16 protein-coding genes are annotated in these 25,998 nt (G+C 59.3%); 6 read left to right on the forward strand and 10 right to left on the reverse strand.

Going from position 1 to position 25,998, the window contains the following annotated elements; translation table 11 throughout:
- Window positions 1-140: 140 nt before the first annotated feature.
- The 3 genes from CIK94_RS14550 to CIK94_RS04405 are packed head-to-tail and all read right to left on the reverse strand — an operon-like array spanning window position 141 to window position 3,613.
- Window positions 141-296, reverse strand: coding sequence for a hypothetical protein (locus tag CIK94_RS14550; protein WP_022310541.1), 156 nt, complete (start codon window positions 294-296; stop codon window positions 141-143).
- Window positions 297-348: 52 nt separating this feature from the next.
- Window positions 349-1,302, reverse strand: a complete 954-nt coding sequence (gene ribD, locus CIK94_RS04400; protein WP_094421559.1) for a bifunctional diaminohydroxyphosphoribosylaminopyrimidine deaminase/5-amino-6-(5-phosphoribosylamino)uracil reductase RibD — start codon at window positions 1,300-1,302, stop codon at window positions 349-351.
- Window positions 1,303-1,309: 7 nt separating this feature from the next.
- Complete coding sequence (locus tag CIK94_RS04405; protein ID WP_158216509.1) at window positions 1,310-3,613, reverse strand: family 20 glycosylhydrolase; 2,304 nt, start codon at window positions 3,611-3,613, stop codon at window positions 1,310-1,312.
- Between the two features lie 28 nt (window positions 3,614-3,641).
- On the opposite strand from CIK94_RS04405, the gene prmC reads away from it, so the two are divergent.
- The 6 genes from prmC to CIK94_RS04435 all read left to right on the forward strand — a co-directional run bounded on the left by prmC (window position 3,642) and on the right by CIK94_RS04435 (window position 7,212).
- Complete coding sequence (gene prmC, locus CIK94_RS04410) at window positions 3,642-4,466, forward strand: peptide chain release factor N(5)-glutamine methyltransferase (protein ID WP_094421530.1); 825 nt, start codon at window positions 3,642-3,644, stop codon at window positions 4,464-4,466.
- On the forward strand, window positions 4,463-4,939 hold the full coding sequence (locus tag CIK94_RS04415; protein WP_094385274.1) for a regulatory protein RecX: 477 nt from the start codon (window positions 4,463-4,465) through the stop codon (window positions 4,937-4,939). Before prmC ends, CIK94_RS04415 begins: the two co-directional genes overlap by 4 nt.
- Window positions 4,932-5,627, forward strand: coding sequence for a ComF family protein (locus tag CIK94_RS04420; protein ID WP_094421532.1), 696 nt, complete (start codon window positions 4,932-4,934; stop codon window positions 5,625-5,627). Before CIK94_RS04415 ends, CIK94_RS04420 begins: the two co-directional genes overlap by 8 nt.
- Before the next feature lie 198 nt (window positions 5,628-5,825).
- Entirely contained in the window at window positions 5,826-6,323 is a 498-nt protein-coding gene (fldA, locus tag CIK94_RS04425; RefSeq protein ID WP_094421534.1) for a flavodoxin FldA, read from the forward strand.
- A 46-nt stretch (window positions 6,324-6,369) separates the two neighbouring features.
- Window positions 6,370-6,792, forward strand: a complete 423-nt coding sequence (locus CIK94_RS04430) for a DUF2023 family protein (protein ID WP_094421536.1) — start codon at window positions 6,370-6,372, stop codon at window positions 6,790-6,792.
- A 75-nt stretch (window positions 6,793-6,867) separates the two neighbouring features.
- Complete coding sequence (locus tag CIK94_RS04435; protein WP_144008290.1) at window positions 6,868-7,212, forward strand: hypothetical protein; 345 nt, start codon at window positions 6,868-6,870, stop codon at window positions 7,210-7,212.
- Here CIK94_RS04435 and CIK94_RS04440 read toward each other — a convergent pair.
- From CIK94_RS04440 to CIK94_RS14345, 7 genes are all read right to left on the reverse strand, one after another.
- Window positions 7,176-15,074, reverse strand: coding sequence for a CARDB domain-containing protein (locus tag CIK94_RS04440; protein ID WP_158216510.1), 7,899 nt, complete (start codon window positions 15,072-15,074; stop codon window positions 7,176-7,178). The two genes, CIK94_RS04435 and CIK94_RS04440, sit on opposite strands and share 37 nt — an antisense overlap.
- Before the next feature lie 17 nt (window positions 15,075-15,091).
- The gene (locus CIK94_RS04445; protein ID WP_094421542.1) at window positions 15,092-19,255 is read right to left on the reverse strand and encodes a PKD domain-containing protein; all 4,164 of its coding nucleotides are present in this window, start codon (window positions 19,253-19,255) and stop codon (window positions 15,092-15,094) included.
- Between the two features lies 1 nt (window position 19,256).
- Window positions 19,257-22,148: a leucine-rich repeat domain-containing protein gene (locus CIK94_RS04450; RefSeq protein ID WP_094421544.1), complete on the reverse strand. Its 2,892-nt coding sequence runs from the start codon at window positions 22,146-22,148 to the stop codon at window positions 19,257-19,259.
- Window positions 22,149-22,164: 16 nt separating this feature from the next.
- Entirely contained in the window at window positions 22,165-22,365 is a 201-nt protein-coding gene (locus tag CIK94_RS04455) for a hypothetical protein (RefSeq protein WP_094421546.1), read from the reverse strand.
- A gap of 584 nt (window positions 22,366-22,949) precedes the next feature.
- Window positions 22,950-24,158 (reverse strand): GDP-L-fucose synthase, encoded by a 1,209-nt coding sequence (locus CIK94_RS04465; protein ID WP_022310527.1) that lies wholly within the window; start codon window positions 24,156-24,158, stop codon window positions 22,950-22,952.
- Between the two features lie 7 nt (window positions 24,159-24,165).
- Entirely contained in the window at window positions 24,166-25,278 is a 1,113-nt protein-coding gene (gene gmd, locus CIK94_RS04470; RefSeq protein ID WP_094421550.1) for a GDP-mannose 4,6-dehydratase, read from the reverse strand.
- Window positions 25,279-25,293: 15 nt separating this feature from the next.
- Window positions 25,294-25,653 carry a hypothetical protein gene (locus CIK94_RS14345; protein WP_158216511.1) on the reverse strand — a complete coding sequence of 120 codons (360 nt, stop codon included), beginning with the start codon at window positions 25,651-25,653 and terminating at the stop codon, window positions 25,294-25,296.
- Between the last annotated feature and the right edge of the window lie 345 nt (window positions 25,654-25,998).

A 25,998-nucleotide genomic window follows, 5' to 3' on the forward strand; every position in this document is an offset into this window, starting at 1 on the left:
CCGCCTCTGGCGCAGAGTCAGAGGCGATGCCCTCCGGAACACCGATTATCCATATACACTACGCCCTGAAGGGACCGAAGCAGCCGTTTGGCTCTGCTCTCATCCCTTCAGGGCGTAGTGTGTATCATGGCGTGAGTCGCCTAATCCTCCAGATACCCCTTGGTGAAAAGGTCGTAGGAGATAGCTTCAAGTTCGGCTACGCTCCGCTGGCTCAGCGCGCGCTCTATCTTGTCTATGAGTTCGCGGCGCCGCATCTCGTCGTCGCCGTCCAGCCGTCGTGTATATCTATTGGTCATGGAGTTTCAGGAGTGAATGGTTATGGTAAATGCGATAGTCATTGTTGCTTGTCTATTGGTCGTGGAGTTTCAGGAGTGAATGGTTATGGTAAATGCGATAGTCATTGTTGCCATACATGCGGTTGATGTCGAGCCGTGCCGTGGCTGGCACCTGTGGTGCCTTGGTGCCTTCGCCTACTACCGCAGTACCCGTCTCTACTCGCAGTTCATCCCAGAGGTCGCGGTCTATGAATGACTTGAGCGTAGAGGCACCCCCTTCCACGATGAGGCTCTGCCGCTGCTCGGTGTAGAGACGCTCCAGAATAGCGTCGATAGTCGTGCTGTGGCTCAAGACAATCCGCTCGGGCGCCGGACCAACCCAGTGGCGCACATTGAGCTGTGGCTTGTCGCGCTCGGCAGTCACCCTGCCCACAAGGATGGCGTCGCTCTCTGCCCGCAGACGGTGCGAGACCATCTGGGTCATGGCGTTGGATATCATCGTGGGCTTGTAGTGGTCGTCGAGGAAGCCATCAGCAGTCTGCGCCCACTTCAGGATGATGTAGGGACGATGATGGGTGTGCATAGTGATAAAACGGCGGTTGAGCCAACGACATTCGCGCTCGAGCACACCCACTCTGACCTCGATACCGGCGTCGCGGAGACGCTGGATGCCACGTCCGCTCACACGGGCGAAAGGGTCGATGCAGCCCACCACAACGCGCTTGACGCCCTTGGTCACGATGAGGTCGGCGCAGGGAGGAGTACGGCCGTAGTGGGAGCATGGCTCCAGGCTGACATAGAGTGTGGCGCGGCCGAGGAGCCCTTCGTCTTCAGGCTTGACCGATGCAAAGCAGTTGACTTCGGCATGGCCCTCGCCGCAACGCACGTGGTAACCTTCGCCGATGATGCGGTCGTCGGCCACGAGCACCGCGCCCACCATGGGGTTAGGCTTGGCGTTCTGTTGTCCACACGCTGCCAGTTGCAGACAGCGTTTCATGTATCTTTCGTCTATATCCAGTGTTGTCATCATTGTCTTATTTATGCCAGTATTTCACTTCCACCTTCTTGCCATGCTTGTCCTTGACGGTGAGTCTCAAGTCGCCGCCGTTGTGGTCAAAGTAAGTGGCGCGTAGGGGGTGCAGACCAGCCTTCATGGCGTGTTGGCCAGTCACTTCCATAATGTCGTGCATGCCATCGCTGTCTACCACCATCTTGTCGTCGATGATGAGTTGGCTGCCGTCATCCGAGTAGAGCGCGAAGGAGTAGATGCCGTCGTGGGGCACCTCGATATACCCCGTGATGACCAGTCCGATATTCTCGCGGGCCTCGCGAGGAATGACCACGCCATCGGTGACATATTCGCCCTTAATCTGAGCCTTCTCGATGCCGGCACAGTTGTTGCCGCCATAGTCATACCACACGTTGCGCAGCCCAGGCAGCAGTTCGCCGTCCACGCCTACCGCCTCTGCCATAGTCGTCTTGACCAGCGAGGTGCTCACGGCGTCGCCCTTGCGTCCGTCGGCGCCAAAGGGCCTGAAGATGAAGTGCGTGGTCTGGCTCACCGCAATCGGACCGGTATACTTGGCCGACGATACCTGTGGCATGGTGCCGTCGGTGGTATAGTGTATGCTCACCGAGGGGTCTATGCAAGCCACGCTCACCGTGTCGCTGTCGGTGAAGACGGCGGTGCGGATGAGTCCGGTCACATCGGGCAACCTGTACTGTATGCCCATCGCCTCCAGACGGGGCAGATGCTTGAGCATACGACGGCTGAAGTCTTCGTAGTCCATACGTTCAGGACGGCTCCAGGCGCGCTCTGCCACCGCCATAAACCGTGGAAAGAGCTGGTACCACATGCGTTCGGCGCTCGCTATGCGCTCTCCCCACAGACAGGAGTGGATGCCACGCACGTGCTGACTCTCTTCGGCGTTGAGGGTGGCGTAGGGGTCAAAGCGGTAGATACCTTCCATCTTGCTGGGGTCATCGCGGCCACTGAGATAGAAGTAGGAGACGGGCACGTCGATAAGGTCGTTGCCGTGGCTGGTAGCCCGCTTGGGCCCCTTGGGCAGCCACGAGCGCCACCACATCACGGTGGTGTAGGGCGAGAGACCTCCGTCGATGACGTCGTCCCAAGCAATCATCTTGCGACCATGTGCGCGGAAGAAGTCTTCCATATAGTGGTTGAACCAGGTCTGCAGTTGAGGCTCCGAACTGAGTCCGTTGTCCTTCATGCGACGCTGGCAGTCGGCGCAGGCACGCCAGTTCTTCATATCCACCTCGTCGCCACCGATGTGTACGTATTCATAGGGGAAGAGACCAAAGACCTCGGTCCATACGTTCTTGCAGAACTCCAGCATGGTGTCCTTGCCGGGACACATGGGCGTCGAGAAGAGTCGTCCCCACCGCGTATCTTCCGAGCAGGAGAGGCCGCCCACACACTGGATGGCAGCCAGACTGTGGCCGGGCATGTCCAACTCGGGTATCACGTCGATGCCACGCTCGGCGGCATAAGCCACGACGCGTCTCACGTCGTCCTGGGTGTAGTAGCCGCCATACTCGCGCGAGCCGTCATCAGCGGTGCGCATCTTCTCTTCGGGCAGCAGCAGATTGGGCATATCCTCCTGCTCCGCGCGCTTGAGGCAGAGCGAGTCCTGACCATTGAGCCGGCGCCAGCCACCCTTGAGCGTGAGCGCGGGATAACGCTTGATTTCGATACGCCAGCCCTGGTCGTCGGTGAGATGCCAGTGGAAGCGGTTCATCTTGTAGTATGCCATCATGTCGAGCACCCGCTCTATCTCGCCCACCGTGTAGAAGTGGCGCGAGCAGTCTATCATGAAGCCTCTCCAGCCAAACTGCGGCGCGTCGCTTACCTTCACGCCAGCCACCGTCGCTCCTGTGTCCGGTGCAGCAGGCATCAGTTGGCGCAGAGTGGCTATGCCGTTGACCACTCCGGCATAGTCGCCGCCCTCGATGGTGGCTCCCTTGGCGCCGACGCTCAGCCTGTAGGCTCCGCTGCCGAGACTGCGGTCGAGCCCCAGCCTTATGTCACCCTTCTTGCTGCCAGTCCTTACCTTGCGACCCGTCTGCTGCGTCAGGGCATCAGCCAGATATGTCGCGGCGTGGCCGAGAGCCTTGTCGGTGGTGCCTACGGTGAGCGTGGCGGGCAGAGTCCACGTGGTGCCCACAGTCTCCATCTCTACGGGTTGCGGGATGATGGCCGTCTGCTGTGCCCGGGCGCTGCCGGCGAGCCACAATGCGGTTGCCGCGACCCACATTCGGCCCGCGATAGTGGCTATTCTGCCGCCTGCTGATTTTTTATAACCCTCTTTCCGTTTCATATCCATATTTTTTTATAACTTTGTGCGTATGACATACAATGAGTTGTGCCGAAGGCTTTCGCCTCTGTATGGCGAAGGCGAGGCTCGCGCCATCGTGCGCATGGTGGTCGAAGACGAGTTCGGCCTTTCGCCCACCGATATATATATGGGCAAAGTTAACCAATTATCCGCAGACGAGCGAGCAAATCTGGAGGAAATTGTGGCAAGGATAGCCAACTACGAGCCCGTCCAGTATGTGCTGGGCCATGCCGACTTCAGCGGACGCCGCTTTGCCGTGGCGCCGGGAGTGCTTATTCCCCGACCCGAGACGGCTCTGCTCATCCCCATGATAGGCAGCGCCGCCGCCCGCCCCTTCACCCTGCTCGACATCGGTACCGGTTCGGGCTGCATCGCCATCACCGCCGCGCTCGACTATCCCGACGCCACGGTCACGGCGTGGGACATCTCCGACGACGCGCTTCGCATAGCCCGCGTCAATGCCACCCGCCTGGGTGCCCAGGTGTGCTTTGAGCGACAGGATGCCCTGGCGCCGCCCGCCGACACCGCCCTTTGGGATGTCATCGTGAGCAATCCGCCCTATATCTGCATGAGCGAGCGAGCCGAGATGAGCCCCCATGTGCTCGACCACGAACCTGCCACGGCGCTCTTTGTGCCCGACAGTGACCCGCTGCTCTTCTATCGCGCCATAGCCCGCTATGCCACCCGCGCGCTCAAGCCCGGCGGCACCCTGCTTTTCGAGATCAACGCCCTCTACGCCTCCGAGACCAGCGCCATGCTCCACGCACTGGGCTTTGCCGCCTCCGTAGAGCGCGACCAGTACGACCGTCCACGTTTTATCATCGCCCGACTATGAAACCACTGTCCGAAGAACAGGCGCTCAACCGCCTCGCCGCCCTGTGTTCCCAAGCCGAATACTGCCAGGGCGACATGATGAAGAAGATGGAGCAGTGGGGACTCGCCGACGATGCCTGCAGCCGCATCATCGACTATCTCGTCGACAACCGCTATGTAGACGACAGCCGCTACTGCCGCTGTTTTGTCGAAGACAAGATAAGGTACAACGGCTGGGGACGACGCAAGATAGAACAGGCACTGTATGCCAAGCAGGTATCTGCCAGCATCTATCGCCCCATCCTCGATGAGGTGCCCGCCGAGACCTATGTCGACATCCTGCGGCCTATGCTCACCCAGAAGTGGCGCACCATTACCGGTCGCAATGACTACGAACGCAGTCAGAAACTCATCCGTTTTGCCCTTGGCCGTGGCTTCGACTACGACATCATCCGTCGTTGCATCGACGGCATCACCTCTCTGCCCGATGATTGACCTCTCCGCCCGACTCCACGACCTGCTCTGCACGCGCCACTGCGCCATGTGTGGCGAGCGCCTCTCTTCCGGCGAGCACGCACTCTGCTCGGTCTGCAACGCCTGCCTGCCCCGCACGGGCTACGACGCCTCTCCCGCCGACAATGATATGGCCCACATGTTCTGGGGCCGCATCCCCATCGAGCGCTGTGGCGCCCTGTTCTTCTACAAGGGCGGCAGCGGAGCCAGCCAGTTGGTCTACGACCTCAAGTACAACGACTCGCCCGACACCGCCGAAGCCCTTGGCGCCATGCTTGCCACCGAGTATGGTGCAGCGTCCTTCTTCGACGGCATCGATGTCATCGTGCCCGTTCCCCTGAGCCGCGACCGCATCCGCGAGCGTGGCTACAACCAGAGCGTCGAGATTGCCCGCGGCATAAGCCATGTCACGGGCATCGCCGTCGATGCCGGTGCCGTGGGGCGCATGCACTTTGAGTCGAGCCAGACCCACAAGCAGCGCTGGGACCGCAACGACAACGTAGCCCATGTCTTCCGCACCATTCACCCCGAGCGCCTCAGCCACCGCCATATACTCCTCGTCGACGACGTGGCCACCACCGGCGCCACCCTTTGCGCCTGCGCCCAGGAGATAGAGAAGGCGGGCGACGTTACCTTCTCCATCCTCACCTTGGGCTTTGTCAAGGTCTGACCAGCCACCGTCTCCGCTTCTGCGCCATCGGTCTGCAGAAGCGCCCCCATACCCTTACCTTATTATATAGTCATCTCTCTGCCGCCAAAATCATTATTTTTGGGTATTGTGCAGTCCTCTGAACCTCGCTAACTTTGTAGCGGTGATACAATCATCGACTACAGACTCATTATTATCAATTCAAAAACCAAGAAGATTATGAAGAAAACAGTGATTATCTACGGCTCAAGCACCGGCACCTGCGAGGAACTCGCCGGCAGAATAGGCGCCCGACTGGGGGTAGACGATGTCATCGGCGTCGGTGACCTCGACGACAGCGTCATAGCCTCCAACGACAACCTCATCCTGGGTACGTCTACGTGGGGTGCCGGCGAGATGCAGGACGACTGGTACGACGGCGTGCGCACCCTCCGCGGTGCCGACCTCTCGGGCAAGACCGTGGCCCTCTTTGGCTGCGGCGACTCCGAGTCTTATCCCGACACCTTTGCGGGTGGTATGGGCGAACTCTACCAGGCTGTCGTCGGTGCCGGAGCCCACGTGGTGGGAGCGGTGCCAGTCGACGGCTACACCTTTGATGCCTCCGACGCCGTGGTCGACGGCCACTTTGTGGGCCTTGCCCTCGACGAGGTCAACGAGTCCGACAAGACCGACGCACGCATCGACGCCTGGGCAGCCGCCATCACCCCCAGTCTCTGACCAGACCATCCCCGCTTCGCCATTCTCCACATTAAAAGTCACAATCATGCAGCAAACCACGCTATTACCCGTAGATATGAAGGTACTGATGAACCATATCTACGAATACAAGAAGGGAGTGCGCCGTATGGTGCTCTTCACGTTCAACAAGAAGTATGAGGAATTTGCCCGGCGCCGTCTGGAGAGCCAGCACATCCACTACATCATCCAGCCCGTGGGCAACGACCGCCTCAATCTTTACTTCGGGCGCGAGGAGTGTCTCAACGCCATACGCATGATGGTGACGCGCTCGCTCAATCTGCTCACCCCAGAAGAGGACTTCATGCTCGGCGCCATGCTGGGTTATGATATCTGCACCCAGTGTGAGCGCTACTGCGAGCGCAAGGGCCGCTGCGCGCAGGGCGATGCCCATTGCGCACAGGGCGATATCCTCTGCGCCCGTGGCGATGCCCTCCAGTCGTGTGGCTGATGCCTTGGCTGGCTCGTAACGTAAGTCACGAGGGCTCGTATCAATAGGCACGAGCCGCTGGAGGTCATCAGCAGATTGCTGGAGGTCATCAGCAGATTGCTGGAGGTCATCAGCAGATTGCTGGAGGTCATCAGCAGGTTGCTGGAGGTCATCATAATTCTGCTGGAGGTCATCATAATTCTGCTGGAGGTCATCAGCAGATTGGTGGAGATGGTTGCGGGATATACCACAAGAGAGAGCGTAATGCCCATGACGGGCTTTACGCTCTCTCTCGTTGTTGTATTATGCTCTCTTGCCGCAGCCTTGCGTCCTATAGCCGCATCCTTGTGCTCTCTTGCCGCTGCCTTGCGCTCTTTTGTCGTCGCGGGCGCAGCGGCGGGCGGCTACTTGATTATTATCTTCTTGTCGCGGGTGATGTAGACACCGGGCTTGAGTCCGCTGAGCGACTCGCCGGGCTGTCTCACCATCACGCCGTTGAGGTCGTAGACGGCGTTGCGGCTGTCGGTGATGCTCACGGGTGGGGTGATGCCGGTGGCGCTGCCTATACCCAGTGATATGGGCGACGCCGAGCCGTTGTCGGCATGGAAATAGCCACGGAAGCGGGCGGTATTGACACTCGCGGCGGCGTCGACATAGTAGAACTTGTCGCTGCTGATGTAGTAGTTGCCGTCGTCGGTGGTTATGGGATAGACGCTATAGACGCCTATGAAGCTGTAGCCGTCCTTGCTGTCGGCGGGCACGCCCCGCTCGGGTTTCTGGGTAGTGGTGACGCCCAGGTCGTAGAGCATGGTGGGGTTCTCGTCATGGGCATACGCCGGACTGTTGATCTTGGTGGGCTTGATGAGGTAGGGCGTGTTGGCCTCCATCGTGTTGACGGGGGCAAACATGAGCGTGGTGCCGCTTACGCCAGTCATCTGTGCCACCAGGGTGCCCTGTCCGAACACTGCCTCTGGGTTGTCTACCGCGCAGGGCAGACAGATGGTGTTCCATGTGCCCTTATGGAATGAGCGGTAGAGGCTCACCTTAGCTGCCTCGACATCTTCGGGGGTGTAGTCGGCACCCTCGTTGAGCAGCACGTTGACGGGCGTCATGTCGCGATATACCACCTCGACCTCGGTGGGACCCTCGACGGTGAGGGTGTAGGGCGTCATCTCCTTGAGGGTACCGTTGATGCGATAGCCCACCAACCGGAAGTTGTCCTTTGCCCTGGCGTCGAGCACCAGCTTGGTGTTGTAGTCGTAGTAGCCGGTCGAGGCGTCGATGTCGCCCTCTGCGCTGTTGCAGTTTACATCGACCTTGTACGACTCGGCCTGGAATACCGCTGCGAAGTCCTTGGTGCTGCGCGCCTCGGTGGTGAACACCTCGTCGGTCGATACTATCTGGTCGTCGGCATTGCTCTTCCAGTGTACAAACTTATATCCCGTGTTGGGCGTGGCGGTGAAGGTCATCGTGCGTCCATAGGGCGCCGTGCTGGCTATGGCAGCGGTGCCCGCCTTGAGCGGTGCTTTGCGCGTGGTGACCTTGCGGCCCTCCTCGCCCTCGATGACGCAGTCTACGTTGCCACACTCGGGCAGCGGCAGCACCTTGACATTGAAGTGCACCAGACCGTCCTTGAAGAGCATCCATCTCACCTGCTTGCCCTCGCCCCCCATGAAGCCTTCGGCGTCGCGTATGTTCTCGCTCTTGACCTGCAGCGCGTAGAAGCCGTTGTCGGTGAGGGCTGCGGTATTGATCTTGAACTCGCGCTTGTTGTCGGCGGTGGCTGGGGTGATGGGCAGCGCTGTGGTCTGGGGCTTGCCCTCGAGTCGCAGCACGATGTCGTCGCGGGTGAAGGTCTGGGTGTCTATGTCCTTGTTGAACTTGACCGTAAGCTCGGTGATGGGCTTTTCGGCTATCTGGTCGTCTTCGGGCACGGTCTCGATGCTTACCACGTCGAGGCGCAGCTCGGGCATCGGCTCAAACTCCACTATGTACTTCACTGCACCTGGGCCGCTGCTCAGGTCGGCTATGTGCAGACGGTAGTCGAGCAGTGGGTCTATGCCGTCCTGCAGCGTGTAGTCGGTGGTCCAGAAGTTGTCGGCATCGAGGGTCTCGCCCGTGGTCTCGTTCTTGATGCTCAGTATCTTGGCATACTTGCCCGCCGGATTGGCCACCGAGGTGTAGAACCACTGCCTCTGCGCCACATCGACGGTGATGCGGTACTTGCTGTCGCCGAGCGCCTCTATCCTGGTGGCATCGCGCAGCGCCACGAGGTCTTCGTCGGTGCCGTTGGCGAAGTAGATATGGTCTGGGTCGTCGAACGCGTCGGGATAGTCGTTGGTTATCCATGCGCGGTAGGTCTTCTCGCCTATTCTGGCATTGATGCTGTGTATCAGCTCGTGTATGGATACGCGGTCAAGGAGCGAGAGGTCGGGGTTGCCATAGTCTGTGACGTGGGTCACGCTCACATCGTACTGGGTGAAGTGGCCGAGCAGCGACGAGGTGAGCTCCCATGTGGCATACGACGCCTCGCCCGCCTTGATGGTGCCAAACTGTGTGGCGACATCGCTGGAGAGCGCCATGGTCTTCTCGCCTCCGTTGAGGCTCGAGCTGAGTATGGCAAAGTCTATCATAAGTCCCTTCTGGTTGTCCACGATTTGTGGCTGCTGGGTAATCATGCGCACGTTGTTGGCGTCGCCGTTGCCCTTGTTGTGTATGAGCACGGAGAACTCGGCTGGCACCACGGGCTCTATGACATCCTCGGTAAGCGGGTTGTCGCCATAGATGTCGCGCTGCATGAAATACGTGAGGTCGAGGTCGGGCGATGGCTTCACCTGCAGGCTCACGGGGAAGAGCGAGCGGGTCTGGTCGGTGGTGCCGTCGTTGAATGCGAGCGTTCCGCCAAAGCTGTAGGTGGTCACATTCTCGGGTGCGGCATACTTGGTGGGAATGAAGAGGAATGTGGCTACACCCTTCTTGCCTGCGGGCAGGGTCCACTCGCCGTCCTTTTCGCCTCCGAAGCCTTCTATCTTCTCTACCTGTATTTCCATCTCGTGGCGGGTGGCTATGGCTCCGGTCTCCATGTTGGTGGCGTTGACATTGACCATGATGTGGCTCATGTCAGAGGCTGAGCCGTTGTCGATGGTCAGCGTGCCCCGGAATGCCTGTCGGGTGAGCACCAGCTTCTGCTTGATTTCGAGCTTCACCTCGGCGCAGGTGTTCTGCGAGGCGGTCTCCTGGTAGAGCAGCCAGTCCTTGCGGGCGCTGTTCATCAGGTCGTCGAGGGTGGCAAAGCCCATGTCGACCATCTGTGCCACGATGTCGTCTCTCTCGCGTACTATGCGGGCGAGCTTGTCTTCGTCGGGATGGTTGTCGCTGTCGTAGTCCATGCCTTCGAGCTTGCGCCACTTGTTGCGGATGCGCTCCACATAACTGCGCAGCGAGAAGTCGGCCACGTTGGCGCGCTTGTTGGGCATGAGCGAGGTGAGGTAGGCGCCCAGTCCCTGCGACTTGTCGTCGACGGTGGTGGTGGCGGGTATCGTGGAGAGGTCGAAGTCCCAGAGGTCGCCATCGTTCTGCATCTTCTTCAGGGCGAAGTCGATGTCGGCGAGTGCGCTCACGAGTTCGTCGTAGAAGCCCTCGGTGGCGAGCGCCTCGCGGGCACCGGTGAGCTCGGCATTGTAGTTGAAGAACGACTCATAGTAACGCCAGTACATCACCTGCTTTCTGCCCGACGACTCGAGCAGGGCGGGCAGCACGGTGGGCTTGGAGTCGTCGTCGGCAGAAGCCTTTGCCATCGGCGCCTTGTCGGGGTCGAAGGGCTTGATCAGACACGACAGTTTGCCGGCAGGGCCGAGCGCCATGCTTACACCCCACTGCACGAGCTCATTGCCACAGCCCTTGGCACCCTGGACGCCGTCCCATGAACCTTGGGCTACCATGATGCCGCTGGTGGCACAGGGCAGCCATGCCACGGGGTCTACGCATACGCAGTTGCAGACCTCGCACATGAGCGTGATGACGGCTTTTGCCACAGCCTCGCCACCGGGATTGATGGTGACGGTGGCATTGTGGCCGGGGCCGCCCGGTCCGCCTGGGCGTCCCATCTGCGTGGGTGGAGTCCATTCTACGCCTTCGTTGGTGGTGTTCTTACAGTCGCTGTCGTTGCCGTAAGCCCACTGGATGGGCTTCTCCAGATACGAGTACTTGCTTCCGGCGCCGCAGGGCCACTTGTAGTCGGTGCCCATCTTGCCCTTGCAGTTCTTCTCCGACGACGAGGCGCGTCGTGGCATCAGTCGCTTCACGTGGGGCGCAAACTGTGGGTTGTCGAAGTCTTCGGTGTGCATCACCAGGACGGGTATCACGTAGCTCTGTTCGGGCGCCAGGGTCAGTCCGGTGTGCTCGACCATCGGCATGAAGGTAAACCCGTGGGCGGTGGGGGGATAGTAGTTTACATCCTGGGCGGCTATGAGTCCGCGGTTGCGCAGCACCACGTTCATGAGCGTGGTGGTGCCGGGCTGGATGTCCTTCAGGATGAGCATGTCGGGCGCGGTGATGTCTACCACGGGCACCGGCACGTAGGTCTCAAAGGTCACCTTGGTCACCACCTCGTACTCGTCTTCCACCTCGGTCTCCTCGACATCCCAGTTGACGGTGATGGCCTGATAGCTGATGGTGGCGAGATGGGTGGTCACATCGCCGGGGCTTACCAGCACGTTCTGGCTGTAGGAGTCGTGCTTCTCGGCGGTCACATTGAGATGATAATATCCCTCGTTGAGATGCTCGAAGAGCACATAGCCGTCGTCGCCCGTCACGTCGCTCATCACCAGCGCGCCGGTGTTGTAGTCGGTGAGTCTGACGGTGGCTCCGCTCACATAGGGCCGCTCTCCGTTCTTGTTGCCGTAGATGGTGTTTTCGTCCTGTACACGCACCTTGAGGCTGCCCTTGTCTTCGCTTACCACCTTGACATTGAAGAAGACCTGCTTGCCGTCTCCCTTCTCGCAGTTGATGGCTATGCTGCCCTTCTGGATGATGTTGACATCGAAGTCGGCGGCATTGAACCTCAGCATCACCGTGGCGCTGTCTCCGGTGGCCATCGACGGCATGGTGGCAGGCGTGGCGAGGCTGATGAACTTAGACAGAGCCTTGGGCAGGTCTACGGTAATCTTGCCCGTGGGCGCCAGTCCGGTGTTGGTGATGACGAGCGGGTAGAGTCGGGTCTTGTTCTTGGTCACCGTGGTGTTGATGCTGTTGGTCTCGACCACCAGCGTGGGCGTGTGCTCATTGGTGTAGTTGTAGGTGGTCACATCGAGGCGTGCGCCCTCATCGGTGGTGATGGCGAAGACCAGCTTGTCCCAGTCCTTGGTCTTGGACAGCGCCGTGGAGAGCAGGGTATAGGTAATCTCGGCTGTACCGTTGCCCGGCAATACAGCCACCGTGTTGAAGCTGACGGTGTAGGCACCGGCATCGGCACAGGCCACGCGGACATTGTGCAGGTCGAGGTCGGACATGTTCTTCAGCATGATTTTGCCCACAAAGGGCTCGCCCACGAAGAGCTTGTTGGTGATATAGTCGGTGGTGGTACGGCTGAAGCCATAGACCTTGAAGTTGCCCTTCTCGGTGGCGAGGTTCTCGCCTGGGGTGCATACGCCGAAGCCGAACTCTCCGCCCATGCCCGCGGGTATGGTATAGTCGATGGAGAAGTTGCCGGCGGCGTTGCTTACGGCTGCCAGTCGGGTGCGCGAACGTGCGTAGACGATGTAGGGCTCTACCTCTATGCCGGCAGCGGCTGTGCCGTCGGTGCGCTTGACACTACCGGTGAGCACCACCTTGTCGCCGAAGAGATACTTGTCCTTGGCTGCGGCGATGGTGAAGGTATAGGCAGCCACCACCTTGATGTCTATTGTGCTGCTGTTGTTCATCGTCTGCAGCTCGGTCACCTTGCCGTCGGGGTTGATGTGGGCTGTCACGCGGTAGGTTCCGGGCACTGCGGGTGCCTTGACCTCTGCCCACGTGTCATAAGTCTGTCCCGGGGCGATGGGCTTGTCGGTCTGCAGGGTCGTGGTGGCGTCGGCCAGAGTCACGGTGATGGGTGTGGACTGAGGCATGGCTATGGCGCCCACGTTCTTGATGTGGAGCATCACCTTGACCTGTGAGCCAGCCTCGACACCGGCTGCCACTTCGGGCTTCTGCATCTCGGCGTCGGGCAGCGTCTGGTCGGAGATGAGCAGCCACACGGTGCCGGGGCTATAGCCCTCGCTGCTCGCCATGACCGAGATGGTGCGGTTGCCCTCGGTGGTCGAGTTGCTCAGCGCCACAAACGGGGTGGTGACACTCTCCTTGCCGGCGGGTATGGTGACGGTCTGGGCAAAGTCGAGGTCGTTTCCCTTGGCAGAGAGCGCCACGGTGAGCGGCTGGGAGGTGTCGTTGTTGCGGCTTATGGTGAGCTGTGCGCCGGTGGCGTCGCCCTCGAGAATGGTGGTCTTGTCTGAGGTGATGTTCAGCGTGGGACCGTCATTGTCGGTGATGGTGATGGTCTCTGTCACGGTGGTCTGCTTGTTGCCTATAGCCGAGCAGCCACAGTCGGTGATGTAGACGGCAGCGGTAAACTTGACCGTGCGTGTGCCGTCGACCTTCTGGTTGTCCTTGACTCCGATGGGGAAGGTCACCTCTTCCACGCCCTCGTTCATGGTGATGGTCTGGGTGTAGTAGAGTTCGTTGTTGCTGTCGTCGCTCAGTTTCAGCGTAATCTTGCTGTTCACCGCGCTGTTGCGGGTTATGGTGGCATAGACGGCATTGTATCCCGCCGCCTCGCTTACCGTGGTGGGCTGCAGCGTCATGCTGATGGCTGGCACGTCGTCATCGTGGAGGATGAAGAGCGTGCTGGCCGTGAGATGGTGGTCGGCAGAGGCGATAATCTTGATGGTCTCGTCGTTGGCAGGCAGATTGTCCTGGACGATGGGAATGTCTATCACCGCCTCGGTGGCACCGGCGGGGAAGGTGAAGGTCTGTGGCAGTCGGAAGCGGCGTGGCTTCTCTATGCTCAGGCTCACGGTCAATTCCTCGCCCTCGATACGATAGGGCACGCTCACTCTGAGCTTGATGGACTCGCCCTCGTTGTACTCGCTCTTGTCGAGCTGCAGGCTGAGGGGAAGCAACTCGTTGTCCTCGATGTCGAAGCTGACAGCCACGTCGGCGGGATAGCCGTGGGCCTTGGTCACCGTCACGCTGGCAGCCTTGTAGGAGTTGACGTAGTCATTGTCGGGTACCGTCACATCGAAGGTGGCTGTAGACTGTCCGGCTTTTATCGTCACCTGGGTAGTCATGCTCACGTGGTCGGGCAGCGAGGTGGCCACGCTGTAGGTCTCGTCGGTAGCGCGGTTACCACTGCGCTTCAGCTGGAGACGCATGCTCTGGCCTTCCTTCAACCGGGTGGCTGGGGCGGTCAGGAAGAGCATTTTTTCGACCGTTGCCTTGACTCCGATGGCGGTGTTGTTGAGCCTGTCGGTGGCATACTCGCCCGTGTTGCTGTTGGGCTCGACCACCACCTTGGCAGCCACTTCACCGTCGACACCCACCGTCTGTGAGAGCACAAACTCGGCGCTGCGCGCGGTGTGTCCGCCCTGCAGCATGGTGTTGTTGAAGTACACATTGCCAATGTATACAGCCTCCTCGGTCTCGGTGTTGACGAGGTAAACCTTCTCGGTCCATCCGCTGCGCGTGTCGGCATTGCCCACGTTGCTCACCTTCCAGCTGACGCTGACCCTCTCGCCCGGCGTGAGCGTGGTCTGCCTGATGGCTACATCGCTCACTTCGAGGTCGGGGCTCGGCGCGCGCTGGATGGTATAACTACCGTTGGTAGAGCCGGTCTGGATATTGTCGCCGTTGCGGTTAGTTATCACCACGTCGCTCAGCGTGATGGCGTGGACGCTCTCGGGGTTGAGCCCCGTGGGCACCGTCATGGGGAAGTTGAGCAGCACGCCGCCGCTTCCGGCGATGGGCTTGTTGCTCATATTCACGATTACCACCCTGTAGCGGTTGCTGCCCAAGCCTCTCACCGATACGGTGTGGCCGTTGGTGTTGCGGTTGGTCAGCGTGGGCTGCTTGCCCGAGGTCTTGGCGAAGGGCAGCTGCAGGTCGAACTGCAGCGCCACCACGTCCTCGTTGTTGTCCATGCTTATGGGTATCATCACATCCTTGCCCTGTCCGCCCGTGAGGTGGGCCACAGAGATGGTGTTCTGTGCCTTGGCGCCTAAGGTCATGGCCACCAGTAGCAGCAGGATATATATTGCTTTTTCTTTCATCTTCATGGTCTTCAGTTTCACTTACAAATCATTTTCTTTCCGTTCACGATATAAATGCCGTGGCCTTGGGTCTGCTCGAGCTTGCGGCCCTGGATGTCGTAGAGTTTGCGGTCGTGGCTGTCGGCATCGATGGTGTCTATGCCGGTGGCGGTACCGTCGGTTATCTCGACTCCTATGGGTTGAGCCTCAGTGTCGGCAGCCGCTACGCGGGCGACACGTGCCGGGCGGGTGGTCCTGAGCAGACAGCGGTGTCCGCTCATGCTGTCGCCCGTGGGGCTGATGATGACTATGCGCACTCCGTCGCGGGTGTTGCGGGTCACCATCTGGTAGCGCATCGAGCTGAGTGCCAGTTTGACATCGGTGGCAGCGACGCCCTTGAGCGTGATGTCGATGGCGCCCACATTGTCGGCGGCATCTATCCACAGCTCGCCGTCGGCCATAGCCAGCCTGTTGGCGGTAGCCGCTCCGCGAGCCTTGATGCGTGACATGCGCACAGCCATAGCCTCGCTGCTCTCTTCGGTGCCTATAAACAGGTTGATGGTAGCCACCACGTCCTGCACATTGATAGAGTTGCTGGCGTAGGTGTCGGCAGCCATGAAGTTGAATGAGCCACTCTGCGTACCCATAATATAGTTGAGCGTGTGCTGGGCATCGAGTACATCGATGCCGCCGTCGGCATTGGCGTCGCCCTTGGCCCAAGCCAGCGTCGCCCTCATGCGGGTTCCGGCCGCCGGACAGTACTGCGGGCGTACGACAAACTCGGTGCCGTTCGGCTGGCGGTAGTCTCCGCCCAAGTCGTAGCGGTAAGCGCCGTCGCGATAGACCATCTCGCCCACATAGTTCTCGCCCTTCACGGTGTAGAAGCGCAGCGTGGGACGGCCGTTGAAGTGCTGCCCAGCGTGGCTGTATGCCAACAGCGAGTTGAGAGTCACCCCTGCGCCCTGGTCACCTACGGTCCACGCCTGTAGAGGTATGGTCTGCAGGCTCTTGCCTTCGTTCTGATAACTCAGGTCGACCGATGTGATGGTGGCGGGAAGCAGGTCGGTGATTTCCGTGATTTGGTTGTAGCTCAGGTCGAGCCTCTCCAGCTTGGGCAACTGTCGGCAGAAGGCAGATACGTTGCCCCTCAGACTGTTGCGACTCAGGTTGAGAGAGGTGAGATGGTCCATCTGGAAACCCTCTACGGGCAGTTCGCCCTGGAGATTGTTGTTGCTGAGACTGATGGAGGTGACGTGGCCGTCGGTATCGAAGGTTACGCCGGGCCAGCCCGTCGCGGTTATCGCACTGGAGTTTATCTTCCACGTCTTTATCCATACCTCGCCGTTGGTGGCTTGCCATAGTTTCTTCAACGCCAGATAGTCGGCGTCGGCGATATATCTGTCTACGATGGCCACGGGGTTGGCCACCATACAGTTGTTGCTGCGGTTGTTCTCTCTCTCGCCCGAGTGGACATTGGCGTAGACATTGTAGTAGGCGGTGCCCACCGATGCCTCGGGGCTTCTCACCGTGAATGTGACTTCGTATTCGCCTCCTGGCTCCACCGTGCCGTAGTGGGTCTGATAAGCCACATCCTTGATGCCCGAGAAGTCGGCATTGGGGCTGTAGTGTACTGCGTCGTTCCACGAACTGGTGGTGGCGCCGCGACCCACATTGCGTATCACGGCCTTGATGGTGAAGTCGGTATTGGCTTTGACCTCCTCGGGCACCGTGATTGATACCACTTCGAGGTCGGCGAGATACCTGATGTTGAGCGTGCGTCTCTCGCTGTCTACGGTTTCACCACATTCGCCGTGGGCGGTGACGTACCACTCATACGTGGCACCCTCTGCCACATCGAGCGAGATGGCGGTGCCGGTGGTACGTTTGACTACCTCGTCGTCGGTGATGTCGGTGCGAATCAGGTGGATGGTATAGCCCTCGACGCCTGCACCCATGTCGGTCCAGGTAAAGTAGACAGGCGCAAAGTTTCTCAGCGCGTTGTTGTCGGGCACGCCGAGAGAGAGCTTGCGACCCGTGATGACGGGCTTCACGTACACCTTATATATATATGTATATATGGGCGTGCCGTCGAGGGTCACCTCTACGTGGTAGGTCACGAGGTCTTTGGCGGTGCCCTTGTTGGTGAGCGTCATGGCGGGCAGATTGCCGGTGCCTATGGCCTGATAGCCCTCGACCTGGCAACCCTCTGCCACGCTGGCAGTCCACTTTACCTTTACCTTGTCGCTGGTGCTGATAGAGGTGAATGTCTCGGGCTGGGTCTGAGTGCCCGAACAGATGGTCTGACTGCTGTATCGGTCTATCTCCGAGGCCAGGATGACGGCACCGTTGATAGCCATGTCGGCATTGACACCCTCCAGATGAGGCAGCAGCGCCATGAGCTGTTGCAGACGGGCCTGGTTGGAACCCGCGCTGAAGTTGATGGTAATCTTGCGCTGGGCTTCGTTGCAGAAGGTCATCTTGACCTTGGCAGCCGCCAGCTTGTCGGCAAGCGTCTTGACGAGAGCCAGCGTGGCGGCATCGGTCGCGTCGAGCGTGTGGTCCTTGGCGCTAGCCACGCGGATGCTGATGGCGCCGTCGGGAGTACACTGTGACAGCAGGCTGAACGCCTCGTGGAGCGAGGTGAAGTTGCGCGCACCCACCGCCGTGGCGTCCAGTGTGTAGTCGCCATTGGCTGTCCACGTGTTGGCGGGGTTTATCACGATGGTCTGCTCTGCCTCGGCGGTCTTGATGACGCCTCGGGCGGTGAGCTTGACCGTGTAGCTGCCAGCCTCGGCATAGATGTGCATGGGGTTGCGCTCGGTGCTGGTGGTGCCGTCGCCGAAGTCCCACGCGAAGCTGCGTGCATTGTCGGTACTCAGGTTGGTAAACTGGGCGCGGTTCATGTAGCGGTCTACGGAGAACTGTGCCTGCAGGTCGCCCTCCTCGAGGGTGACGACGCTTATCTTGCCAGGACGAGAACTGAAGGTGACGGCATTGTCGTTGGCATTGATGGCGCTGATGTCGGCAAAGCTCACGTCGTAGACGCCGTCTTCGATGGCACTGAGGGTGGTCACGGGGATGCGCACCACGGCTCCGTTGCTCTCGCTTATCTGTGTGCCTCCGCTGATGTTGACCGTGAGCCGCTGGCCGTCCTGACTGGCTGTCACGCTATACGCCGAGGTGCGCAGCGTGGTCTCTATCCGTGAGGCGTCGGCCTGGATGTTGTCGGGCAATACCAGCGTGAAGGTGAGCTGCTTGATGCCGAAGGTGTTCTCCATATAGATAGGCATCAGGGTGGTCTCGCCACGGTAGATGGAGGTCGATGTGGCGTAGAGCGCGAAATGGTGGTTCTTGTCGGTCGATGGGTCTGCGGGTGACGGAGGCTGATAGACATAGTGGGCCACCAACCTGATGTCTTCGGTGCCCATCGTGGCGCCATAGCCGTTGGCCGTGCCGACCACCTTGCCGTCCTGGGTCCAGTTTTTCAGTACGTAGTTGTTGTTGTCATACGCCGAGATGCTGAACCAGCTGCCTTCCGACACCTGGAAACTCTTGCTCTGCGAGAACGAAGCAGCCGCTTCCGGCTCGGCAGAGAAGTGTACCCAGTGGCGGGGCTTGGTCTCCGAGGGCTCGCCGGGGCTGCCGGGGGTGAAGCGGTAGTGGGCGGTGAGGGTCTCGTCGGCCGCGGTCACCTTGTAGTCGAAGTTGCGCTCGCGGCTCATCTCGTCGCCGGCACTGTTGGTCCAGTTGACGAAGGTAAAGTTGGAGTAGGTGCCAGCTTCGAGATGCACGATAGTGCCCTCCTTATACTCGCTGGTGCTCTCCTTGTTTACCGTCGAGGGGTCGTAGGCTATGGTGAGGCGGCTGGTAGCCACGCGCTCATAGTGGGCGGTGAGGGTCTCGTGGGCATTGGTCGTGGTGTAGGTAAACCTTGACCAGTCGCTCACGGGTTGGTCTTTGCTGTCGGTCCAGCCTCTGAACTGCCAGCACTCGGCGGTGGCGGTGGCAGAGACCGTCACCCGGGAGTTGACCGTATAGTGTCCGCTGCCCGAGGTGGTAGCCGCCTCGGCAGGCACAGCCTTGACGCTGAGCCTGTAGCGCGACGAGGGCTCGGCGGGGCTGTCGGGGTTCCATCCCTGACCACGCGCCCACAGACACATCATGAGCGCTACGATGGTCAGTATATATCTTGTAGTCCTCATCTTACTTCACGATTTTCTTGTGGTTCTGGATATAGATGCCCTTGGGGGCGGTAGTGCTCACGCGGATGCCGTCGAGCGTATAGATGGCACCGTCGGTCTGGGCGCCGGGCTTGATGGCGTCGATGCCGGTGGTGGTAGTGTCGAAACCTATGGTGAAGCGGTTGTCTTCCACGCCTTCATCGGCGGCGAAGGTGTAGGGCAGTTCGACCTCTACGCCGTAGTCGTAGAGGCGGGCGCGCACGTCGTTGCGGGGCATGGTGATGGTGTAGGTGCCGCTATGGGCAATCTGCACACCCACCTTGACGCTGCCGCTCTGGTGGGCTCCCTCGTTGATGGCATAGATGTCGCCGGCGGCGTGGGTGTAGATTTGCGGCGTGGTGCCGTCGGCCATCATCTTGGTGGCGTCGTTGTCAGCACAGAAGTCATCTGAGGCTGCATGATTGACCACCACGCGGGTGAGGTCGGTGGTGCTGCCGTCGGTGATGGCCAGTTCTACGAAGTGGCGGCTTGCCACTACGGGCATCATGCGTGGTGCGGAGGCAGAGCGGTCTATCGTCTTGGTAGCCTGGCGGCCGTCGGTGCGGAAGGTGAGTTCGCTGATGAGCGTGGGCTTCTGCACGAAGAATGCCTGGAAGGGGCGCAGCGCCACCTGGTCGTCGGCCACACTCTTGGCGGTGAAGGTGCGGTTGTCGGTGTCCCACAGGGTGATGGGGGCGGTATAGTCCATGTAGTAGATGTCAAAGAATGAGGGGTAGGGATTGCCCACGAGGTTCCAGTTGGCGTCGTTGCTCACCGACGAAGCATGCTCCTGCAGCGTCAGCGTCACGTCGTGGCTCTTGAAGATGTGGTTGCGGGTGTCGTCGCTGGCGGTAAACTGGCACCAGCTGTCGTCGCTGGCGCAGAAGATGTAGCCCTGGCCCTCGCGGAGGATGGCGTCGTCGGCCACGTCCTTCCAGTTGTTGCCGGCACCGTTCTGGGCGCGGCTGTCGGCATCGTAGTAGCGCACGGCCACAGCACCCTTAGAGATGGTTATGTCGCTGCGCTTCACGTCGAAGGGCATGGTGATGTAGTACCAGTAGTTGTTGGCCAGATAGTGGTTGACCTTGACCGAGGCTGCTGTCATCTGGTTGCAGCGGCTTATCGTCACGGGGCAGTTGTCGCTTATGTTTGCCCAGTGGTAATAGTTGCCCAGCGACTGGGGATTGTTGCCATTGACGATGAGTATGCCCTTGGTGGGATAAGAGCCGCCCTGGTAGTTCATCGTGACGTCAGGGTTGCCGGGGATGCGCGAGTTGGTGCTCAGCTCGAGCTTGCCGTAGAGGTCTATATAGCCAGCCGGGTTGGGGTTGCTGTCTACCGAGGTAAACTGGCTCCAGTAGCTGTGCTGCTTGTAGCTGATCATGGCGTAGTCGGGCACATAGAGCGTCACGCCCGAGAGGCTGTAGAATGGTGAGCTGTTGGTCGATGGGGGAGCCGGAGCGGCGAGGTAGACGCGCTTGAGCTTGCCAGAGCTGCTATAGAGACAGTAGCTGCCCAGTTCGCGTATAGAGCTGCCCAAGACCACTTCTTCCATACTCGAGCAGCCGTGGAATGCATCGCTTGGGATGTAGGTTATCTTGTCGCCCAGCTTCACCGTGGTAATCGAAGAGCAGTCGTTGAAACAATACCACGACATAGAGCTGATTTTGGGCAGCTCTACGCTCTTCAGGGCTTGGCAGTTTCTGAAAGCATATTCTCCCAGGTCGGTGATATCGGCAAAGTTGAATGATTGCAGCTTCTTTGCGCCTTCAAAGGCATTGCTCTTGACCTCACGGGGCTGCAGGTCGCTGGCGGTCTCCAAGGCTTCACAGTATTTGAAACAATCGCCATAGATGGTCTTGATATTGGCACCGCCGCTGACGGTCTTCAGGGCTTGGCAGTTGTAGAAGCTGCCGATGTTGAGAGAGGTGAGGCCTGTGCCCAACTTGGCGGTGATGAGTTTTTTGTTGTCTCTGAATACATGTGTATCCATAGAGGTCACATTGTCGGGTATCTCTACTTCGGTGATGTTGTTGAATGCGAAGGCTTCTTTGCCTATTGTCTCCAGCGTGGCGGGCAGTGTGAGCTTGCCGGTAAGGTATCGGTCGTAGAAAGCCTGAGCGCCGATGGTCTTGAGACTGGTAGGCAGGTCAACAAACCGCAGCTGGGAATTGCGGAAGGCGTTGTCGGGGATGTCGGTTATCTGTGCATTGGTGAGGTCAATGCATCTGAGTCCCGTCATGTTTTTGATGGAGTTCCAGTCGTCGGCATTGAGCTTGCCCGAGAGCCTCAGAAACTGCATCTCGGGGAGCGTGCTGACCAGATTGAGTGCCTCTACGCCCAGGGTGCCTGGTGCGGCGAGGTCTATGGTCATCATCTGGCTCTCGGCAGTGTAGAGTGCGATGTCGCTCACGGTCATTACCTGACTGTAGTTGTTGACGTTGCTGAGATGCTTGTGGGTAAAGGTGATGGTATGTTCGCCCTCGTCCAGAATGAAATAATGGGTGTAGTACGACTTGGTAGTGTAACTGGAATAACTGCTGTACAGGGTGTTGTCGTCGAAGGTCACAATCTTGCGGTCATACTCTCCATAGGGATAGAAGTCGGCGGTGTAGCCGTAGGAGAATATGGTGCGTCCGGTAGCGCGAAACTTGATGGTGAAGGTCTGCGATGTGGTATTAGACGACTTGCCCACGGTGCTTGTCGCCACTCCGTCGGCTATGGCCCAGGGGTTGTTGGCATCGTTGGTCACTTCGGTCAGCTCGATGCCATCACTCTTGGTGATGATGGTGCGCAGCTCTTCGTCTATGGCTGCCATGGCACTGTTGAGCCCAGTCAGGATGAGGGCTACGGTGAGTAGGAGAGTTTTTTTCATATTGGTAAGGGTTAAGTTAATAATCAGTGTTGTCGGTATCCCAGAGATAGGTGCCTGAGTGCATGGGTGGGTTGCCACTCTCGCTTGCACTGCCACCGTTGCCGATGGAGCTTCCACCGGGACCGCTGACGGTGCCAGAAGTCACATTCATCAGCCGGGTGGAAACGCGTATGAGTTCCGCCACGGGCTTCACATAGTAGGTTTTCATCTTTTTCATTGTTATATCGGTTTAAGTGATTATCTCGCAAGTTATAATAATTCTCTCCAGACTGCAGGCCAAGGTAGGGGCGGGGCAGGATAGATGGATAGTCTGCTGCAAATATACCTATTAAAGATGTGACCGGCCATAAAAAATCGCAACATAAATTGGTATGAATCGGACATTCGCTGGTATAAATCGGACATTTTGGGAAAAATCACGATGAAATGGGCGTTTTTTGACAGTGCAGGGTTGGCGAAACCGAGGAAGCATAAGCGCGCCGCGGCTGCCCACAGGGAGCGCACGGGATGGCGGAGAGTGGCGGCGAAGACCATCGATGCGGGTAGCCCACGGGGCATACAGCGCGCCAGAAGCGCAGTGGGCGGCTCGTAACGGAAGGCACGAGCACGCGTATCGTAAGGCACGAGCCTTCGTATCAAATGTCACGTGGTCACGTATCATAAGTCACGAGCCACGCCAGATGGTCGCGGCGCCGCCGAAGTTGGTGAGCTGCAGAACAAAAACGGCAGCAGTGACACGTGTCGACTGCTGCCGTAGGGGTAGGGGGAAAGAGAGTGGCGGTGGGGGCACCGGGAGCGAGGTCAGCTGAGGCTCTCGCGATACCAGTCGAAGAGTCGGCGCACGCCGTCTTCTATCTCCACCTTGTGGGTCCAGCCCAGCGAGTGGAGTTTGGTCACGTCGATGAGCTTGCGCATGGTGCCGTCGGGGCGGGAAGCGTCGAAGTCGATGGTGCCTTCAAATCCTACAGCTTCGGCCACGAGATGGGCGAGCTGGCGGATGGTGAGCTCCTTGCCCGTGCCCACATTGATGTGGCAGTTGCGTATCTCGCCCAGTTCGGGGATGGCTCCGCCACGGCCCTCGGAGTTGTTGCGGTCTACGCGGCCGTCGGTCTTGGCGCCATAGAACACGGAGCTGTAGCGGTCTATGCCTATGATGTCGCTGAAGTCGACATGGAGCAGCACGTGGACGCTGGCGTCGGCCATGTCTTCGCTCCAGAGAAATTCGCGCAGGGGCGAGCCTGTGCCCCAGAGTACCACGCGGTTGTCGTAGATGCCGTAGTAGGCGAGCGCACGGAGAATGCGGTCGGGCTGGCTGTGGCCGTCTACGTTGCCCTCGCCGATGATGTCGCGCAGGGCGTCGGTGGGGTTGATGGGGCGCTTGTCCATATCGCGGGCAATGCTGTGCCAGTCGCCCTCGTGGATGAGCTTGGCGAGGTAGACCTTACGCATCATGGCTGGCATGACATGCGAATTTTCGAGGTGGAAGTTGTCGTTGGGTCCATAGAGATTGGTGGGCATCACAGCGATGAAGTTGGTGCCGTACTGGAGATTGTAGGACTCGCACATCTTGAGTCCGGCTATCTTGGCGATAGCATACTCCTCGTTGGTGTACTCCAAGGGCGAGGTGAGCAGGCAGTCCTCGCGCATGGGCTGGGGCGCCTGCTTGGGGTAGATGCAGGTGGAGCCGAGGAAGAGCAGCTTCTTGACGCCGTGGGTGTAAGCGTTTTCTATCACGTTGCACTGCATCTTCATGTTCTGCATGATGAAGTCGGCGCGGTAGAGCGAGTTGGCCATGATGCCGCCCACAAAGGCTGCGGCGAGGACTACGGCATCGGGGCGCTCCTGGTCGAAGAAGGCCTTGACAGCCTGCTGGTCGGTGAGGTCGAGCTCGCTGTGGGTGCGGCCCACCAGATTGTGGTAGCCGCGCGACTGGAGATTGCTCCAGATGGCCGAGCCCACGAGCCCGCGGTGCCCGGCGATGTATATCTTGGCGTTCTTGTCGAGTGTCATCGGTGTGTTATTTTACAATTCCCTTTTCCAGATATTCGGCGAGGTTCATGCGTACCTTGGCGGCGGCTCCCTCAGAGGCGACCTTGGCCATATCGTGGTCTACCATGATGCGCACCAGTTCCTCGAAAGGCGTGGTGTTGGGGTTCCAGCCCAGTCGGGCGCGTGCCTTGGTGGGGTCGCCCCAGAGGTTGACCACGTCGGTGGGGCGGTAGAAGTCGGGCGACACCTCGACGAGGGTCTTGCCCACGAGAGCCTCGGGTCCGCTCACGCAGATGCCCTTCTCGTTCTCGTCCTTGCCCTCCCACTTGAGCTCGATGCCGACATGGTGGAACGCCAGCTCGGCAAACTCGCGCACGCTGTGCTGGACGCCGGTGGCGATGACATAGTCTTCGGGCTTGGAGGCCTGGAGGATGAGCCACATGCACTCCACGTAGTCCTTGGCGTAGCCCCAGTCGCGCAGCGAGTCGAGGTTGCCCAGATAGAGCTTGTCCTGCAGGCCCTGGGCAATGCGTGCTGCGGCGAGGGTAATCTTGCGCGTCACGAAAGTCTCGCCTCGGCGCTCGCTCTCGTGGTTGAAGAGGATGCCGTTGCAGCAGAACATGTTGTAGGCGTCACGATATTCCTTGATAATCCAGTATCCGTAGAGTTTGGCGACGGCATAGGGGCTGAAGGGGTGGAAGGGCGTGTTCTCATTCTGAGGCACTTCCTCTACCTTGCCGTAGAGCTCGGATGTCGAGGCCTGGTATATCTTGCACGACTGGGCGAGTCCCACCTTGCGCACGGCTTCGATGATGCGCAGCACGCCCACGGCGTCTACATCGGCGGTGAACTCGGGTGAGTCGAAGCTCACCTGTACATGGCTCTGTGCTGCCAGGTTGTATATCTCAGTAGGGCGCACGTCTGCCACTACGCCCACGATAGACATGGAGTCGCCTAGGTCGGCATAATGGAGGTGGAAATGGGGCCGTCCTTCAAGGTGGGCTATGCGTTCACGATGGTCTACCGACGAGCGGCGGATGATGCCGTGCACGTCATAACCTTTGTCCAGCAGGAGTTCTGCCAGATACGAACCGTCTTGTCCTGTAACGCCCGTGATGAGGGCAATGTTCTGTTTGCTCATAATTCCAATGTATTATTAGTTTGTTATTCCGTAGTCTCGGATGATTGCCTCCGCCGCGTCAGTGGCTTCGGCTGCGGGGTTGGGGTGCTTGGCTGTTGGGTTGGGGTGCTTGGTTGCGGTGTTGGGGTGGTTTGCTGCGGGTTGGGGTGATTGGCTGTTGGGTTGGGGTGGTTGGCTGCAGAGTGGGCAGGCCTCAGGTAGGGCTGGATGGTAGCTTTCTGCAGATAGGGTTTGCTTGGCTGCAGATTGGGCAGGCCTCCGGTAAGGCTGGATGGCAGCTTTCTGCAGATAGGGGTTGCTTGGCTGCAGAGTGGGCAGGCCTCCGGTAGGGCTGGAGGGCTTCTGCTCTCCGCCATCAGTGCTGGCCTTATCCACGAAAACCAGCCCACAGTGTGCAAAGGTAACGCTTTTAGTTGGAATAAGTATCAAAAATAAGAGGAAAATATCATTTTCCAAAGTTTTTGCAACCAGGAGAGGTAGGGAAAACACTCAGAGTAGCCCGTCTCTACGTTCTGCTCAAAGGGCTGGAGTGGCTATCATGTAGAGGGTTAGCTCATGGGAGTCCTGTTTAGCCTCTTTTGTCTTCGGGAGGGGTGACTTACCCTAAAAAAACTTGACACTTTTGGATGCCTAAAACAAAAGTGTATGAGAACAAAAGTAAAACGTGAAAGAGATCGTGTCCTAAATGAAGCGACAGGTCAGTATGAATGGGTATGGGTA

The sequence above is a fragment of the Prevotella sp. P4-51 genome (assembly GCF_002251455.1).
In the GTDB taxonomy this organism is placed as follows: Bacteria; Bacteroidota; Bacteroidia; order Bacteroidales; family Bacteroidaceae; genus Prevotella.

Coding starts and splice junctions, on each gene's coding strand:
- CIK94_RS14550 (WP_022310541.1), bottom strand. CDS start 296: ATGACCAATAGATATACACGACGGCTGGACGGCGACGACGAGATGCGG.
- ribD (WP_094421559.1), bottom strand. CDS start 1,302: ATGACAACACTGGATATAGACGAAAGATACATGAAACGCTGTCTGCAA.
- CIK94_RS04405 (WP_158216509.1), bottom strand. CDS start 3,613: ATGAAACGGAAAGAGGGTTATAAAAAATCAGCAGGCGGCAGAATAGCC.
- prmC (WP_094421530.1), top strand. CDS start 3,642: ATGACATACAATGAGTTGTGCCGAAGGCTTTCGCCTCTGTATGGCGAA.
- CIK94_RS04415 (WP_094385274.1), top strand. CDS start 4,463: ATGAAACCACTGTCCGAAGAACAGGCGCTCAACCGCCTCGCCGCCCTG.
- CIK94_RS04420 (WP_094421532.1), top strand. CDS start 4,932: ATGATTGACCTCTCCGCCCGACTCCACGACCTGCTCTGCACGCGCCAC.
- fldA (WP_094421534.1), top strand. CDS start 5,826: ATGAAGAAAACAGTGATTATCTACGGCTCAAGCACCGGCACCTGCGAG.
- CIK94_RS04430 (WP_094421536.1), top strand. CDS start 6,370: ATGCAGCAAACCACGCTATTACCCGTAGATATGAAGGTACTGATGAAC.
- CIK94_RS04440 (WP_158216510.1), bottom strand. CDS start 15,074: ATGAAAGAAAAAGCAATATATATCCTGCTGCTACTGGTGGCCATGACC.
- CIK94_RS04445 (WP_094421542.1), bottom strand. CDS start 19,255: ATGAGGACTACAAGATATATACTGACCATCGTAGCGCTCATGATGTGT.
- CIK94_RS04450 (WP_094421544.1), bottom strand. CDS start 22,148: ATGAAAAAAACTCTCCTACTCACCGTAGCCCTCATCCTGACTGGGCTC.
- CIK94_RS04455 (WP_094421546.1), bottom strand. CDS start 22,365: ATGAAAAAGATGAAAACCTACTATGTGAAGCCCGTGGCGGAACTCATA.
- CIK94_RS04465 (WP_022310527.1), bottom strand. CDS start 24,158: ATGACACTCGACAAGAACGCCAAGATATACATCGCCGGGCACCGCGGG.
- gmd (WP_094421550.1), bottom strand. CDS start 25,278: ATGAGCAAACAGAACATTGCCCTCATCACGGGCGTTACAGGACAAGAC.